This window comes from Pelosinus sp. IPA-1, assembly GCF_030269905.1.
Classification (GTDB): domain Bacteria; phylum Bacillota; class Negativicutes; order DSM-13327; family DSM-13327; genus Pelosinus.
This window is the reverse complement of record NZ_BSVC01000001.1, coordinates 602,988-620,439: the sequence shown is the minus strand read 5'-3', so window position 1 is coordinate 620,439 and position 17,452 is coordinate 602,988. Positions and strand designations below refer to the sequence as shown.

Genomic DNA, 17,452 nt, shown 5'->3' with positions numbered 1-17,452 from the left:
TTAACTAAATTAACTATTTTTATAAAAAATACTAATCTTTTTTCGACGTATAATCTGCAATTATTTTTTCTAATATTTGGGCATAGCTTTCTAGCTCATCTTTTGTAAGGCAACCTTCAACATATCTGGCATAAGCATTCGCAGCATTATTATTAATTTCAATCAATTTTTTGCCTTTATCACTAATCCAAATATAATAAACCCGCCGATCCTCTTCTGATTGTACTCTTCCCAGATAGCCTAAGTTAATAAGTCTGTTTACAAGGGCCGTGACTGCCGGTTTGGTGACTTTAAATTTTTCCGCTATTTTACTATATGTAGGATTATTCATCCGACTTATAACATCAAGATAGTAATATTGCTTCACAGTTAAATTGGGCAAATCGGGCATAGAATTAGCGTCTCTATAAGTTTGCGCTACCTCAAATATAACTTCTCTAAGTTTTATAAAAATATCTGATAGTATCATTTGAAATCCTTCTCTATAATAATAGTTAACATCGTTTAACTATTATTATAGCAAATATATGGTCGAAAGTAACTACCTAGGTATTATTTCATATTAATTTGTTTTCGTAAATAAAAACCTCTTGCTCCCCCTGCGTAAAAACGGCTCTTATGCCTTTTTAGAAAAAAAAATATACCCCAGTCAAATTATTGACTAAGGTTCAACTCATATCTATGAATATATATTTATCATAACGCAGCTTGAAGCGATCCTAGTGATATCACTTCGTTTATACTTTCAACAAATCGGATATTCTCTGGTATACCACTAACAATAGCATCTCGAAGGATAATGAAGGTACTTTGGTATACTACTCACTCTATAATAATTCCAGCTCCTGTATAGTAATAGGCTGAATCCCGATCTAGTGTAAGTTTGCTATTAGCTTCGAGGCTAAAGTTTTCCCATACCACATGATCTTGGCTATAGGGCGAATCTAAAACTTGGAACGTAGTATGATCTAGGTTATAAAGTGAATCCAAAAGTTTAAATGAAGAATTCTCATATTTAATAAGCATGTAGTGTAAAAGTGGCGATTGCCGCCCTATACTAGATATAATAATTGCATATTGGTTAGCACCAGATTTAACTTTATCAAGAACATTTATATTTTTAAAAGATATATTAAGTCCCTTTGCAATTGGCAAGAGTGGGCTGTTTGACAACAGACAAGTATAGGAATGTGAATGCCAACTATTACTTAATTCTTCTGAAATTTTTTCTGGGCTTGCATAAACTTCAGGAATACCTATAGCGTTTGTTCCAACTTGTATTTTTTTATGTATATTAGCAACAAAAATTTTATCATTTATGAATTGAGATTTATTAGTTTCCCATAAATAATAAGCGATTGAGTGTGCACCACAACTATTACTTTCTATAGCTTGAGAAATGTATGGTTTCATAAAAATATTACTCTCCTTTCAAACAACCTAATATTAATTATTTTCTAAATTATACCATAATTATCTGCAACTTATATCTTATTTTCTAAAAATCCCCATTAAATGTATGTCAATACTAATAATTACAACTAGCCTGCTGAAATACAAAACGTCAAGGCTTAGAAGACTTCTAAACTCTGCCGTTGCAATATTCTCTATGGTGCGCCCGGAAGGACTCGAACCATCAGTACGAAGTTTAAGAAACCCCAAAATATTACATGCCATTGAAAAAGCAAAAAAATGATCACTCTCGCGAATGAGTTAGATATAATAAATTATACTTTTTGATATCTTATTTGAACTAATCCTTTACCTCTTATAATTAACTTCTCTGCCCCATCAGATATAAAACCTAAATTCTCGTAAAACCTTCTGGCATTTGTATTGTCTTTAAGCACCCATAAGGAAGTTTTATAACAGCCAAACTCTTTTATTCTATCTATTCCCCAGTTTATAAGCCTTTTCCCATATCCCTTTCCCCAATAATTTTTCAACAAATATATACCCCAAATTTCACCATACATATCATCTAAATCATTATCTCTACATTTACCTATGACAATAAAACCAATAGCTTTTTTATCCATAAATATAAGCGCTATTTTCTCAATACCTTCTCTTAGGGATTCTTGATAATACTTAGCCCTTTTTTCTACTGTAAAATTATCTAAAAAGACATCTGGAATAATACCTTTATAAGCATCTTGATATGACTTAGAGTGAATCAAGCTCAAATAATGCCAATCATTATAGTTAGCCCACCGAATTTTAACATCACCCATAAAGCACACTCCTTTTAAAGCACCAAATACAGTAGGAATAAATCCATATCGTTAATTTTGACCAATCATTTTTATTAGTTTCTACTGCAAAAAGATAACTCCTGCATCACTTATCATAAGCAATGCAGGAGTTACGCTGGTTTAATCAGATTATTATAAATGAACTTATTACTTTGATGGACATGGCACCAATGGCAGCATGAATATCCACTACTGAAGAACACTGGCTTATCTTCTCGCCTTGCTTTTTCAAAGGATTCATCACACCAAAGATACCAATCTACAGGGTTGTAGGCATGTTGAAGCAAATACGGGCTTTTTTCCTTTATCAGACGATTAGGCATTTTGTCCACGAAATCACCCCTATTTATTAGCTACATTACATGGCACATTCATGATTAGTATGTACAAAAAAAGTATCAGCATTACGCCAATACTTTTAATTTATCACAGAGTTTTTATCCATATTATTGTAAAATCACTAGCCAGCATTGCAAGCATAATAAAACGATACGCGAGAAATATCCCTATTGTTAGGTAAGCACCCTACAATGGGTGTAATCAACATAGCATATAAATACTCCGATGGTTCTCGTAAAAATAATATTAGCTTCTTATCAGCTAATAAATAAAAGCTAATGTTTTTTGCAATAATTATTTAACTGTCACTTCAGTTATAGATTTATTCTTATTGCTAAAGAAATCATTAGCTTCTTTCGCAAGGCCTATAAAATCGGAAGGTACCATAATAATCGTAGTTGTATTTTGTTCCGCCCCTACTTCAGTAATCATTTGCATACGCCTAAGCTCAAGCGCTACTGGATTATCAATAATTACTTTTGAGGCCGCAGCCAATTGTTCTGATGCTTCAAATTCCGCTGATGCTTTAATGATTCTAGCTCTTTTTTCACGAAGCGCTTCTGCCTCCATTGCCATTGCTCGTTGCATACCTACAGGTATTTCAATATCTTTAATTTCTACATTATCTACCTCAATACCCCAATTAATGACCGTACTATTTAAAATGTTGATTAAATCGTTATTAATCTTGTTGCGTTCTTTAAGCACTTCATCAAGAGAGTGTTGTCCGATCAGATTTCTTAGATTAGTTGCTGTAAATTGATAAACAGCTTGCCTAAAATCTTCAACCGTCACAAGTACTTTAATAGGATCAATGACTTTATACCAAATAACAGCATTAACCTTAATTGAAACATTATCCCGTGTAATTGTTTCCTGCGTGTCAATTGCTACTGTTGTAGTACGAAGATCAACCTTTTTAACAGATTCAAAAATCGGTATAATATAAAACAACCCTGGCCCACGAATGGGCTTTATCCTTCCCAAGAAAAAGACAACCCCTCTTTCCCATTCCGCCGCTGTACGAAGACTGGATAATACAAGAACTATTAAGAAAATTACTAAAAAAATTAAAATCATTATTCCACTCCTTATATAAATTAATATTTCCCACTCGTACTAATGGATATAACCAAGAACATTATGCTATCTAGTGGATCGCATCTAAATCAATTTTAAAATGAACGATTTTCCCAGGCCTTAATTTAGCCACACCTCGGAGCTAGTTAGCGCTAACTTTACATCATGGAGGCAATCTATACCTTTAAATATTAAGGTTTTGCCAGTTGTCAATTAAGAATGAACCTTTTCTCGCTCCCCTGCCCACTGAACTCGGAATCTAAATAAATGCCCCCGTTATTTGGTAAGGGATCATCATATTACAAATTGGTTCATAGGTCAAGTAAATGGTTAAGGCACACTCTTTAGTATGTACAAAAAAAGTATCAGCATTACCTCCATACTAGTAAAAATCAAGAAAAATCGTATTCTCTTACCCTCTGCGTAAACGGCTCTAGCTCATTTTTATGCAAAAATAAGCCTAGTCAAAATTCTGACTAGGTTTCCTTTCATGGTTGATGATCATAAAACATTACACAAATATCAAAATGCTTTAAGTTGTTAAAACTAAGCAGGAAAAATCCTTTTACCATAGTATAAATATCACTAGTAAGTTACTACTGTAAGGAGGATTATAATGCCACAAATGATAATATACGACTTACATGAGAAGTCCGAAGCAAACCATAGTAAAATAACTCATGAGATTGAAATACTTCCTAAAGCTTGTAAATTAGCAGACTCTTGTTGGATAGTTTCATCATTAGACACTTGCGAAACTCTATGTGATAACCTACTGAAATTGTTACAACCTAATGATAGAATAGTTGTTAGTGATATAGGTTCAACGTATTGGTATAACGTGATTTGTGGTGATGAAAAACTTATAGATGTTTTATAACTAGAAAAATCACTGAAAAATAATAGAAAATCCTGCTAGCAATAGCAGGATTTTCTATTATTTTCTCTTACTCCGAAAAGGTTACATATGGCACCAATGTCATAAAAAAACTGTTTACGCTGTATAATTGATCTCCCTAGGAAAACGACTCATCGATACTATTAAAGATTATATCGCTTCTCTGCATGACCTGAAGATTAGATGAACACATTATCTATATGTGTTTTTAAAAAGGCATTATTTTATAAATTTGACAAAACGCTTTTTCCCAATTTTCATGACATCATCGCAAATAATGACTCTATCTATATTATCTGGTGCTAACTTTGCACTGTTCATATAAACGCCACCCTGATTTACCAATCGAATAAATTCGCTTTTGCTTTTTACAAAATGCATTTCCATTAACTGTGGAATAATGTCCGCAATAGTTTCTTTTCCGATTTTAATTAAAAGTTCTGGGATATCATCGGGAATGGCTTTTTTTCTGAATGCTATGTCATAATATGCAACTGCTTTCTCTACATCCTCTAGGGTATGATAGAGCGACGTTATGATTTTGGCTAAACGATATTTAATATCTCTAGGGTTTGCATTACCATCCAATTCTGCTCTGATCTTGTCAATTTCATTGGGATGCTCGTCTGTAGCAAGCTCAAAATATTTGATTATAAGATCATCAGGAACCTCCATTACTTTTTTGAACATCACCTCGGCATGTTCACTAACACCGATATAGTTGCCGAGACTTTTGCTCATCTTCTCTACACCATCCAAGCCTTCGAGGATAGGCATAAAGATGGCAATTTGCTGCTCCTGTTCCAGTGTTTTTTGAAGAGTTCTGCCCATCAGGATGTTAAATGTTTGGTCGGTTCCACCCAACTCAATATCCGCTTTAATTGCAATCGAATCATACGCTTGCATCAGTGGATAAAAAAATTCATGAACTCCAATTGGAATTTGATTTTGATATCTATTTTGAAAATCATCTCGTTCCAAGATTCTGGCAATGGTGCTGGTAGCAGCAAGTTTGATAACATCTTCAAAAGTAAGCTTAGAAAGCCATTCGCTATTAAACCGCACTTCGGTTTTTCTTGTATCAAGCACCTTAAAGATCTGCTGGCAATAGGTTTTGGCGTTTTCTTTCACTTGTTCATCGGTCAGGGCAATTCTGCCCTTAGATTTTCCTGTCGGGTCACCGATTTTTCCAGTGAAATCACCAATTATAATCACCGCACGATGACCTAAATCCTGCATTTGTTTGATTTTACGCAGTACAACTGCATGACCAAGATGAATATCTGGAGCTGAAGGGTCAAGCCCTAGTTTGATGGTCAACGGTTTATTCTGGTCAAAGGATTTTTTAAGCTTTGCAAACAACTCTTCCTCGTTTACAAGATTGTGTACCCCTTTGCAGATAATTCGCAGCTGCTCCTTTGGTGTTAACATATTTAACAACTCCCTGAAATATTTTTTTCAATATTTGCAAGGTCTATAAGAAGGCAAAAGCAGACAATAAAAAAACTCATCCTCTTGTTTCCAAAAGGACGAGTTTATATCTCGTGTTACCACCTTAGTTTCATAAGCAACTCACATTGCTCACCTTTTCAAGTACATCACCATAAGATGAGATACTCTAGTACGATAACGGGTACGGGTCCCGTCGCAGCCTACTGAATAAATTAGTTCGGTGCGAAGCTCCAAGATGTATTCACAATCACTATCCATGCACCTCTCATCACCCGGTAACTTTCTGTTTGGCATCCTGATTGCTACTAATTCTTATCACAGCTTTTATTTCTTATACTCCAAAATGCGGAATACCGCAAATCTTCGTTATGCAGATATTAAATTAATAAAATCATACCCTATAGATTATAACAAGTCAATAGGTGCTAAATCTAGTTTCTATATAAAACCCCTTGCACATCAATAAAATATAAATACATCCTTATAATCTCGAACCTCACATGAGGGACATCAACAAGCCTCAACTTATACCCCATACATTAGTCAATAAATTGACCAATGTCTATTTTTATATTCCATGCAATAAAGAACGTGAATAAGAATCGCCCTGAAGCCCTAGAAGTACATCGGATATTACGTAACTTCCCGCTTCGCTTTTTCAAATGATTCATCACCCAAAGGGTGCTAATTTACTGGATTGTAGGCATGCTGAAGCAAATATGGGTTTTTCCCTTCTATCAACCTATTAGGCTTTTTGTCCACGAAATCCCCCCTAAAAATCAGTTCCATTACATGGCACGTTCTTAAATACTTGTTCTTACTTGCTCAATCGGCGGTAATTCCTATTATTTTAGTTTCAATGTTCTTTCCGTTTGCATATCTTTCTAAAAGTTCTTTACCATATTGTAAATATTCGTTTACATCAGTTCTACCGCTAAAAGAAAAAATGCACATTACTATTTCATTTACATCAGTTGTTATCATGGCTCTTTCTGAATCACTTGTAGGACTTCCAAAACTGCCCATTAAATCCGTTAAAACGGGAAGATTTTCTATATTTATAAGTTCTTTGCCAATGCCTTTGTATTCTTGCCCCTCCTTACCTATCACTAAAGAAATAGGAGAATAAAGGTTTGCAATATTATATGAACCAATAGGAAACTTAGATTTTAATGATATTAAATTATTAATCTCTACAATATTGTTTATTTTATAAACTCCTTTTCCTTGCAATACTCTTCTTATTAATGCTTCCGAAGACAGCCTATATTTACTAGGCACTTTACCTAGTTTTTTATATACTTCTCTTCCGTCTTTTATCCTAAGTAAGGACGCTAAATCTTCTATACGTATTTCACTTTTCAGGCCATCGCAACAACTGTTAATTTCTTGCCACAAATCATTACTGCTGCTTTCTACCTTTACATGTGCTTGTATACATCCTAGTGTCATTTCAGGGCAAACTTTCTGAAGTTCTTCGCCAATTTTAATTTCAATCATAATATAAACACACCTCTAATAATCTATGATTCATTACAGCAATCGAGTTGGATTTGTGCGGGAGCAAGGCATATTGACCAAACATTTTCCACATACATCTCCCAAACCAAGTTCATAGTACATTTTTGCGTTTTCCAAGCATTTAGTATAACATCTGTGCCGATCGAATGCTTCTATTGTAAGTGCCTCATTTACACAACTGTTGACACATTTCTTACATCCACCGCCATGTTTATATAAACAATTTTCTTTTTCTAAAGGTTTGCTAGGCTCGATGGGCACATTCATGACAATACTGCCCAATCTACCACAACAGCCTTTTTCGGTAATTAACATATTATTTACACCAAAATTTCCCAGTCCTGCAATATAAGCAATGTGCCGATGAGACCAATCGCTAATAAGCGTTTGGGTGTTAAAATTATGTGTCGCTGGAATAACAGTACCATTATACCCCATGGTGCATAGTTGATCCCGCAAGTAAGTGTTTAGATCGAAAATAAGCTTATTTGTCTCAATATAAGCGATAACCCATTCCTTAGAAGCCTCAGTACCTGCACTATTACTTTTTATTATATCTTCTGCAAAGGGAATAAAGTAAGAAATAACAGTACGAGCATCATTTAAAAAATCTTTGGGCATCGCGTGACTAGGACTGACCTTATCGCGCAAACTCAGAAATCTTTCATCAGCGGCATCAGCAAAGCCAATGAGCGGTTCTTGCCATCGACTTAAGGTATTAACCATCTGCGGATAGGTACTTACATAGTCTTTAATCCATTTGCATATCAATTCTTGCATTACAATTCTCCTCTTTTAAACATTTAAAGCATAAAGAACAACTTCTTTATGCTTTTCTATATACTATTATAGTGTTTTTATTAGATAAGTCTTTTCCTAAATCCAGTTAGTTTTTAGCCTATTTTTAGTTTTTTTCTAAACTCTACAGGTGTTATTTTTTCTAACTCCTTGAATATTCTAGTAAATGATGAATTGTGATTATACCCTACCATTTGAGCAATTTGCAAAATTGTAAAATTCGTATTTAAGAGAAGTTCTTTTGCCTTTTTCACCCTCAGATTTTGTATATATTCAATAGGTGATACTTTCATATTATTTTTAAACCATTCACTATAATAACTAATATTATAATGCTCAATATCCGCCAATTTTTTTAATTTTATATCTTCTGTATAATGTTCATTTATATAGTTTATAGAACGAGGTATATATTCATCAGCAATAAGATGATAAGCATAGAAAAATAAGTTATTAATAGCGCTAGAGCTTTTTTGGTTGTTAGCTTCTTCTAGCAGTAAAAATCTGATAGCTTTCCACCTATCATCAAACGAGAATTCCCTTCCACCTACCATTTTTCCCATATCATGCTTACTAAGCATATTGTCAGCTATATCTAAAACCAAAAATTCATTACTTTTATCAGCATTAAAAGTATGATTACATTCTGGTGGAAGAAAGAACAAACACTCATCTTCTAGTATAAGTTTTTTATAAGTAGTTTCTATATATAGGCTTCCATGAAGTGGTAAAATTAATTGGCCATATGCATGAGCATGTGTATTAAGTTTATAATCATATATCCTGCGTTCACACGTAATACTATTCAAAATGATTCACCTTTTTCATATTATTCTACATCATTAACATAGCTTTGAAGCTAATTATACTATTATGGTCTATAAACTGCTATTCATTTACGGGAAGTAAATTATAGAATGTATATTCATTTTAAATCTTCGTGAGAGGGAGAACATTGGCAGTATTGCAACAAGAAAAGATTACTTTGTAATAGAAATGGCATTTTTCATTGGATTCACATGTTTTTCTAGGCAATAGAACAGCCCGTGAAACATTATTATATAATGTTTCACGGGCTGTATGTTGGTTTGAAGAGATGGCACCAATGGCAGCAACTTGACAGCTAATCGTTCATTCTGCTTTCATCCTTTACATAAGTTCTGTTAAGCTTTGCTGGATCTTCATTAGCTGTTCGGCTGGAACTCCGCCATCCAAGGCTGAGAGCAAACTTAAATAAAAGTCATCAGTCTGTTCCGTCATGTGCGAGATTAATTGTTCAAACTCATCTTCCATGACATTTCCATATAGAGCCTGTATCCGTTTTTGTTCATTCTGTAAATACTCATCTGCCGCAGAGCTCAGCACACGATACATCTCATCACTCATTAATTTACTCTCATTTTTTTCAAAGAATGATTTTGGATTTTTAAAATAAGCCATTGCTTGCGAAAAAAGCCCGTATTGAATATCTTTGAAAGCGACTTCAAAATCAATTTGTGCTTTATTCTCAAATTCAAAAAGGGAAAAAGATACGTCCTGATTCGTCTCACGAATCGTTTCGACAAGCATTGCTTGATACTCTGCTGTCATTTTTTCAGCAAAGCGATCCAGTCTTACAGTCGTCGCTCTCATTTCCTGGGCAAAGTCAAACCCAATTTGTTCGAGTAATTCATCCAGTGCACTCTGCAGAACTTTTTTCAGGTTACGGCCATCATCGCGTAACACAGTAGGATTGAACGCTTCTTTAAAGAAATCGGTAAAACGTAAAAATACCCGTTGCTTGATATAATAAATTAATTCTTCTGTTTCCTGATACAGGCGTTTTTTTAAATCTTGTGCCGTTTGCGCAACAAGAATTTCGTTTATACCCGCTTTCTCTGCTTGGATATTTGCTCGTTTTTGCTGCTTAACTGCAGCATCTTCTTTGGTACTATCAATGAGCTTTGCTACTAAGCGAGAAACACGATTCAGTTCATTTTCGGATGCTCGAGCCGCCAAGTTAGCCAAATCATTGGTAATAAAATGATAAAAAGCCTCCTCAAAAGCTGACATTCCTGAAACGGTAAGGGTTGTCTTTTCCTCTTTTTCTTTCAGTGCCTGTAAGCTTGATAATGGATATAAGTGAGGATTTCTGACTCCATATTTTATTAGCTGCTCGTGGACATATAGAGTAACGGTTTCCTTTTCTTCCTCATTATCGGCCAAATCAATAGCGTTTATCATAAAAAACATTTTATCTAATTGAAAGGAATCTTTTACACGTCCCAGCTGAATTAAAAACTCCCGATCTGCTTTTGAAAATGCGTGATTATAGTAAGTTACAAATAAAATCGCATCTGAATTTTTGATAAAGTCAAAGGCCACTCCAGTGTGACGGGCATTAATGGAATCCGCCCCCGGGGTATCGACTAGAGTAATTCCACTCCGGGTTAAAGGACAATCATAATAAAGATCAATCCATTCGACAAAGCAGGATTTTTCTTCTATTGCAACATAATCACTAAATTCCGTTACTGTTTTTTTGAGTACAGTACCTAGCTGTTCGCTAAAAGCAGCATACCCCCGGGTAAAGGCCTGCAAAAAAGCATAATTTGTCTTCTCGGCTGCACCCTGCTGGCCCAAATCTCCATTGAGCTTTTCTACTTTTGCCCTTGCATCGGCTAAGCTCTGGGCATGAGAATCAAATAGCCTCAAGGCATGATTTACCTCTTCGAGCATAACAGCTTCCTCTTTAAGCTTAATGAGAACAGTCCCATGTGAATATGACTCATTGATCGGTTTAATTTTGTTTATTGCCGCTGTCATTGGATTTGGTGAAACAGGCAACACTCTTTCTCCGATTAAAGCATTCGCAAAAGAAGATTTACCAGCACTAAATGCCCCAAATAAGGCAACAGTAAAACCCTTGTGATCTAATCTTTCCGCTTTTTCTTCTAGTTCACCAGCAAGCTTCTTAAAGCCCGGCAACCCTTGAACAAGTTGTGCCGTCTTCTTCAATTTTTCAGCGGTCTGTTTCATCCGGTCTGAGGCGTTAGCGGGTAATGGCGTTTTTTCTTTTAGGATCGGCTTGTTCATCGGAAGACTCGATTTTTTCTGTACCTGAGTCGCCTGTCCTGTTTCCCCATAAACTACCTCACAATCCTCTTCTTCTAGGTCAAACAAATGGAAATGGTCATCCTCCACCCCATTTGTCTCGATAAGCAGCCTTTCAAGCGACCTTTGCTCAAGACTCTCGGCTGACTCATATTTTTTCACCTGCTCAAGTGCGGTGATATACCGCTCTAGGCTTGCTGATTTTTGGGTTATTCTTGCTTGGAGTGCTGTATTTCTATCCTGCAGGGCATTTAGTATTTCGCTCTTAAGCTCAGCTAAACGGCTTTTAGCCAAAAGTTTAATTTCTGTTGCAACATTATCCGTGTAATTTATAACATAAGTATCGGATAAACGTGCCCCCGTTTTTACAGCAGCTTCTAATAGGTCCTTTGAAAAATGAACATTGAAGTTCTGGATTTTGGCGAGCAGTTCTTTATTTTCGACCCGCTTGTCCTTTAAAAATCGTAACAGAAAATCACGAAGATGCCACTCTATCTGTGATTTTGTTTTTTCGAGTATTCCCTGGTAAAAGAGATTTAATCTTTCCGCTCTCTCAGCTAAGGTTTTTTGTTTGGTAAACAGCCATCCAACTTTAAATTCACTTTGACACGATTCAAGATAGGAGTCCGCAAGCGCCCTGGTTTCAAACGGCATCAAATAGGCATTTGCCATGATTTTATTGACCTCAGAATCAAATTCGCTTTCTGCTTTTTCTGGCCCCTCGCCTAAAGCGTTTTTTTCTTCACTCAGCCTGTGGTAGTTATCTGCTAACTCTTCCTGCTCCACAGCAGATAATTCATTTAAGATATCCTTGAATGGCTCTAGCTCCAGTTCATTTTTTTTCTTTGTTAGATTCAAATGGTCTTTGATGATTTTTTGCAGAGAATGAAAAATAGATTGAAGGAGTAAGCTATCTTTCTCCTTTAATCGCTCCGCTAAAAAAGCCTGCAACTCAGGAAATTGATTATATTCATGGTCATCTTTTTTTAAAGAGGTATAAAAAATATCAGCCGGTTTTACTCCCCATGATGAGAATGATTCAACCACACTTGTTTTAAATTCGGAAAAGGAAAGTTCCTGATTGGAATGCTTATCAACTTGGTTAATAACAAGATAAACCTCTTTGCCGGCCTCTGTTAACTCTTTTGTAAACATAAAATTTAATTCTGATTGAACATGATTATAATCCATTACATAAAAAATCAAATCAGCAAGATGAATGGCGGATTCCGTGGCAATACGATGGGCGTCATCTGCAGAATCAATACCGGGCGTATCCATAATAACAGTTTGACTTGGCAGCTGGGAATCAGAATGACTAATTTCAATTGCCTGGATTTGATCCCCATCCTTACAATAGTTTTTTACCATTTTAAAATCATATGGAGCGAGATATAAACGAGGTTTCCCCTTTTTAAAAAATACCTTTACATACTCTTCTCCCGCTTTAACTTTTACAAGATTGGCACTGGTTGGAATTGGGCTTGACGGCAGTAAATTTTCCCCCACCAATCGATTAATTATCGTTGATTTTCCTGCAGAAAAATGTCCGCAAAATGCAATGGCAAATTCCTCATTTACTAATTTACCTGCTAATTGCTTGGCTTTGACCGCATTTTCTTGATCATTGTGTTCTACTAAATATTCATAAGCAGCTAAAAGCTGCCCCTTTAATGATTGAATTGTCACTTGAAGATTCGCAGTTTGAATCATAACTAATTCCCCTTACAACAAACTTTATAATACGTTCTATTTTATACGATACAGCTACTAATAGGCAACGTTATGTTCTCTACTACGCGCAGTGTCCTACGTTAATTATAAGAATCAAGATCAATAAACCCGCGAAATTCGCGGGTTTATTGATGATATATAATGTAAATTTTTCGTAGAAAATGTTACTTTTATGGATATACCACCAATGGAAGATTCTTCTTACATAATGCGAACACAATTGTAATATAGTACCTTCACAGGTTGAGCTTACTGTTTAAAGGTATAGGGTTTTACGGAGTAGATTACATGCAGCGGGCGATCTATATTTTTAAAGATTAAACCCTACCAACCGGCAATCAAGGAAATAGATAGTTCAATTTAGCCATCAAAAAAAGAAGGCTCACAGTAGGAACTGTTATGATTGTCACTAAGATTAACTGATGTGCTGAAACATCTGCAACTTGGGGAACAAAAATATGGTAGTGGCCGATTGCCCAATTTAAAAGAACCAATACTATGATACCAAGAAGCCGATAACGCAGGCGCAACTTTAGACCGATGCATAATGTAACGATAATACTAGTTATAAAAAGGTATATATAAAAAAGCCCCTGATGAATTTTTTCTGGCTCTCCTGCACACTGAAGTTGGAATCTAAATAAATGTCCCCCTCTATTTAGTAGAAAAATGATTATATTATAAATTGGCGCATAGGTTAGATAAATCACTAAAAGCCTAAATATTAGCGTTGGCTGCTGCTCCCGTAGCCCGGCCCAAATTCGTTTGCTTAGTATATATATAATACTAAGTCCAATTCCCGTATAAATTGATTTCCACCAAAAGTGCTTATAAATACCTATTGCTGCAAAGTACCAGTCGATACCGGTAAATAAGGCAGCTATCCCAAGTGTATAACCCATGGAAAGCGAGAATGCGTTAATTATTACCGCCGAAGCCGGAACAATCAATGAGTTTGACACATATGATCCTAAATAGTTATCCATTTGGGGATCAGGTAGAATTCCAGGAAAATATTGGTATGCATTCATTATGATGAATATTATTATCTCAAAAGGGTGGATTATGGCAGCAATATTAATTTGCAATACCAGGAGCTTCCAGTCCCTCCTGTATATTAGTGACAGAACCAGTAAAACCAAACTAATTATAACCAACCCATAGTACCAATATGCAGATGGCAGCAACATTCGCTTGCTCTCCCTATAGTAATAAAATACTCATTTATACTATTCCCTGATAATCTATAAATCAATCTCAAAAAAAGTACGCAAACCAGATGCGATTAGCGTACTTTTTTGAATGTATTAAAGTTAATATGCTATATCGTTACTACATAAAGGAGGCCAAGTAATAAAAATGTCACTTCAGGGGGCTCTTTTTAGTCACTACCATCCACTTTTATGGGGAAACCCAAAATTTTTGTACAATTTCCCCATCGGTATATATAAACTCTTTCTCTAATATACCTCCACAATTTAGAATCGTTTTTCTCGAAGCCTTATTGTCTTTATAGCAAACAAGCATGACTTTTTCTAAGCCCAATTGTTTGCAATACTTCAACGCTAATTTGAGAATCTCTGTAGCATATCCTTTCTTCCTTTCAGAGGGTCGCACACCATAACCTATATTTCCGCCATAGAGGTTCAGATACTCATTTAGTGTATGTCTGATATCAACCATGCCTACAATCTTACTATCGCGTTTGCGAATAGCAAAAAACGTGATTGAGACTACCCAATTGAGATTTGCTGTCTGTTCATTTGAATTATTTTTTAATCTTTCTAACCAATCATCATATGAATCTGTGTGGTCAAAAAGGGAACTCCCATGCAGCTCATACTCTTGATTATCGGAATGTTCTCTTTTATATTCAAGTGCTGCAAATTCAAGTTCTTTACTAGGCAGCAATAGTTCAAGTTCATTCATAAAATCACCTTTCTTGGATAGTTCCTAAATAGTATATCTACCTATAAATTCCCCATAACCATGCCAATCTTCATGCCATCAAAAAAGCCCTTGTTATAGTGCATATACGTAGCTGTCACAACTAACTGGGTAACGGCTTCACTTACTTTTCCCGGCTGCCCTTCTAATAGTTGATCGACTTGTTCCATTATCGTTGTATATTCACTCGAGAAGGCACCAAATTGTAACTTCCCTTCTGCTTTCTCTTGGCGCATAAAAATAAATTCTTGCCAATCCCGTAACGCATCACCTTTCTCCATCCATTGGCCGGTAAGCATACTTTTAATGGGCACGTTAATCTCTTCTCTTCCCTTCTGGGGTTGAATGGTCTCCACTCTTTCTGTCAAATTCCTTTGGCAGCGCCGGCTTATCATTTTTCTCCTAGTTTTTATTGATACCAATTTATATCCCCCCATATTCATACTGTATGGGGGCTTCTTCTACCTAAAGATACCAATAGAAGAAGCCAGCACACAGCTAGTATCATGGGAGAAATTAAAAAGCCCATGCGAGGTTTTTTAAACCTACACATGCGCTTTGCTTCATCTTGATTGCATGCAGACGCTCAGCCTCTGCCTAAGCTACAATCCTACTATCCCGAACATACCATCCCTTGTTTTCAAGGAAAGATCACGGTATAATAAATTGTCGTCGTAGACAGGTAACTGTTACGTGTAGGTGCTGATCCACCTGCTCGTGCCTGAGAGTGCTCCAACACTCTTAGGACACGGCGACTTTTTAATTTCCACCTATTTCTAATTATATTACTTTTCACTTGGATTGCAAGCAAAAAAGTAGAGTGAAAATCAGTAAAATATTTAAATGCAACGCCTACAAAGTCAAGCTACTTTGCAGGCGTTTTTCTATGAATATCCAGTCTTGATTGTACTTGATTATTTGCTTTTGTTAATTCAAATAGTTCTATTTTTTGATTCGTGAAGATTGACATTTATTTTTAAGACGCATTGATTCATTAATATGTACAATTTGATGACGAGTTACAGGCATAAGTAAAATTCCTGCAATATTTTTTCTGCCCCAAAAGTCAATTAACCAATTTGCACCATCAACATTTAAAACAGCTCCTTCATCTAAAACACGCTCTAGCCTAGCAGGTTCCATTTTTCTTTTTAAGTCTGTTTGTTGAAAGCCTCGAATAACCTCACGAGTCTTTCTACCTACAGCTATTCTATAGTTACGTAACTCTTGCATATTGATTTTTGAACTTAAATCAATAATTTCTTCATCAGTCATAGAATTACCCGTGTCACAAACTTTTACATTCATCTTTTCAAGCCAATTCCCCTCATTAATAACTTGAATATCGCCCGCAACTAATATATTCATTGTTATATCTTCTATCCTTGTCAGATGCCATAAACTCCAAGCAATAGTTTCATCTTTCACAGTAGGCATGGTGCGAAATGTAGTTTCGTCCAGGCCTTCCCACAATTCATCCTCAAAAGTTACAATATTTATTTGTGACATTTCAGATGAATGTACCATTGAGTGCTGTTCTAAACACAATTTAATAGCTTCATTAAATTTATCTGGTTTTAATAATATATCTCTTAATAATTTTTGATTTAATCCCCATAAAGCTATCTCATCATGCATACTTATCACTTCTTTCTTTAATTGTTACCGAGGCGACACCACATTCAAACTAAGGAAAGTTACAATGGGATGTTCTTGTGAATTTTTTTAGACAATACCTAACTATTATATTTCCCTTAATTATACATTTCCTTTAAAATGAAAAATCCCTGCCAAATTTGAACAAAATTCAGCAGGTTCGGCAATAGCGACAGAATATGTAAGGCAAATTAAAGGACTTTCTCTTGATTAGAAATCAACAATGTAAATACCACGGTTTTTGAGATAGCTAATGCTTATTTTTTATATTTAATAATTCTTCTTGCAATGCCCATATTTGATCCTGTAAATATTGATTTCGCTGTTGTAATTCGCTAATTATTACTCTGATGTTATCTTCATCAGTTTTTGCCGCATCTTCCTTACTGACTGTCGTTATTTTATTTTCTTTTGTTGCTTCCATTTGTTTAGCCAGGGTATTTTCTTCTTCCTCCTTGGCTGCCGTCAAGACGGCAATCAGTGCCACTACTTCGCCTAGATAAATAAGAATTCGTCCAAGTAAACCAGCATTCACAGCATTTAATCCTTGAGCAAGAAGCAATCCTACAATGGTTAAAACAATTGTAGAATCTTGAGGATTCTCTTTCAGATTTTCAAAAGCCATCCTAGCATCATCCTTATACTCAATTTAATATAAGATATGATTGTGAGTCTGAGA

Annotated in this window: 16 protein-coding genes and 1 other annotated feature; of the genes, 1 reads left to right on the top strand and 15 read right to left on the bottom strand. The window is 35.4% G+C overall.

All coding sequences use genetic code 11. The features are described from left to right. Positions 1–31: 31 nt before the first annotated feature. The 5 genes from QSJ81_RS02785 to QSJ81_RS02765 form a co-directional block, all read right to left on the bottom strand. Positions 32–469, bottom strand: a complete 438-nt coding sequence (locus QSJ81_RS02785) for a MarR family winged helix-turn-helix transcriptional regulator (protein ID WP_285715887.1) — start codon at positions 467–469, stop codon at positions 32–34. Positions 470–822: 353 nt separating this feature from the next. Further along, a complete protein-coding gene (locus QSJ81_RS02780) occupies positions 823–1,413 on the bottom strand; it encodes a hypothetical protein (RefSeq protein WP_285715886.1) in 591 nt (196 codons plus the stop codon). 314 nt (positions 1,414–1,727) lie between these two features. Next, positions 1,728–2,234 (bottom strand): GNAT family N-acetyltransferase, encoded by a 507-nt coding sequence (locus tag QSJ81_RS02775; RefSeq protein WP_285715885.1) that lies wholly within the window; start codon positions 2,232–2,234, stop codon positions 1,728–1,730. A 131-nt stretch (positions 2,235–2,365) separates the two neighbouring features. Then, positions 2,366–2,578 (bottom strand): DUF255 domain-containing protein, encoded by a 213-nt coding sequence (locus QSJ81_RS02770; protein WP_285716060.1) that lies wholly within the window; start codon positions 2,576–2,578, stop codon positions 2,366–2,368. A gap of 310 nt (positions 2,579–2,888) precedes the next feature. Beyond that, on the bottom strand, positions 2,889–3,674 hold the full coding sequence (locus QSJ81_RS02765; protein ID WP_285715884.1) for a slipin family protein: 786 nt from the start codon (positions 3,672–3,674) through the stop codon (positions 2,889–2,891). A gap of 616 nt (positions 3,675–4,290) precedes the next feature. Here QSJ81_RS02765 and QSJ81_RS02760 point away from each other — a divergent pair. Further along, positions 4,291–4,554: a hypothetical protein gene (locus QSJ81_RS02760; protein ID WP_285715883.1), complete on the top strand. Its 264-nt coding sequence runs from the start codon at positions 4,291–4,293 to the stop codon at positions 4,552–4,554. Between the two features lie 237 nt (positions 4,555–4,791). Here the strand turns inward: QSJ81_RS02760 and tyrS are convergent, their stop codons facing one another. The 10 genes from tyrS to QSJ81_RS02710 form a co-directional block, all read right to left on the bottom strand. After that, positions 4,792–6,003, bottom strand: coding sequence for a tyrosine--tRNA ligase (gene tyrS, locus QSJ81_RS02755; protein WP_285715882.1), 1,212 nt, complete (start codon positions 6,001–6,003; stop codon positions 4,792–4,794). 91 nt (positions 6,004–6,094) lie between these two features. Beyond that, positions 6,095–6,352, bottom strand: a binding site (T-box leader). 497 nt (positions 6,353–6,849) lie between these two features. Further along, complete coding sequence (locus QSJ81_RS02750) at positions 6,850–7,524, bottom strand: B3/B4 domain-containing protein (protein ID WP_285715881.1); 675 nt, start codon at positions 7,522–7,524, stop codon at positions 6,850–6,852. Between the two features lie 33 nt (positions 7,525–7,557). Further along, positions 7,558–8,325 (bottom strand): epoxyqueuosine reductase, encoded by a 768-nt coding sequence (locus tag QSJ81_RS02745; protein ID WP_285715880.1) that lies wholly within the window; start codon positions 8,323–8,325, stop codon positions 7,558–7,560. Positions 8,326–8,438: 113 nt separating this feature from the next. Further along, positions 8,439–9,152 (bottom strand): helix-turn-helix transcriptional regulator, encoded by a 714-nt coding sequence (locus QSJ81_RS02740; RefSeq protein ID WP_285715879.1) that lies wholly within the window; start codon positions 9,150–9,152, stop codon positions 8,439–8,441. A gap of 340 nt (positions 9,153–9,492) precedes the next feature. Then, positions 9,493–13,149, bottom strand: coding sequence for a dynamin family protein (locus QSJ81_RS02735; protein ID WP_285715878.1), 3,657 nt, complete (start codon positions 13,147–13,149; stop codon positions 9,493–9,495). A gap of 359 nt (positions 13,150–13,508) precedes the next feature. Continuing rightward, on the bottom strand, positions 13,509–14,258 hold the full coding sequence (locus QSJ81_RS02730) for a hypothetical protein (RefSeq protein WP_285715877.1): 750 nt from the start codon (positions 14,256–14,258) through the stop codon (positions 13,509–13,511). A gap of 313 nt (positions 14,259–14,571) precedes the next feature. Next, positions 14,572–15,099: a GNAT family N-acetyltransferase gene (locus QSJ81_RS02725; RefSeq protein WP_285715876.1), complete on the bottom strand. Its 528-nt coding sequence runs from the start codon at positions 15,097–15,099 to the stop codon at positions 14,572–14,574. A 41-nt stretch (positions 15,100–15,140) separates the two neighbouring features. Next, the gene (locus QSJ81_RS02720) at positions 15,141–15,512 is read right to left on the bottom strand and encodes a hypothetical protein (RefSeq protein ID WP_352230860.1); all 372 of its coding nucleotides are present in this window, start codon (positions 15,510–15,512) and stop codon (positions 15,141–15,143) included. 547 nt (positions 15,513–16,059) lie between these two features. Next, positions 16,060–16,755, bottom strand: coding sequence for a DinB family protein (locus tag QSJ81_RS02715; RefSeq protein ID WP_285715874.1), 696 nt, complete (start codon positions 16,753–16,755; stop codon positions 16,060–16,062). A gap of 268 nt (positions 16,756–17,023) precedes the next feature. Next, positions 17,024–17,398 (bottom strand): hypothetical protein, encoded by a 375-nt coding sequence (locus QSJ81_RS02710; protein WP_285715873.1) that lies wholly within the window; start codon positions 17,396–17,398, stop codon positions 17,024–17,026. Positions 17,399–17,452: the final 54 nt, after the last annotated feature.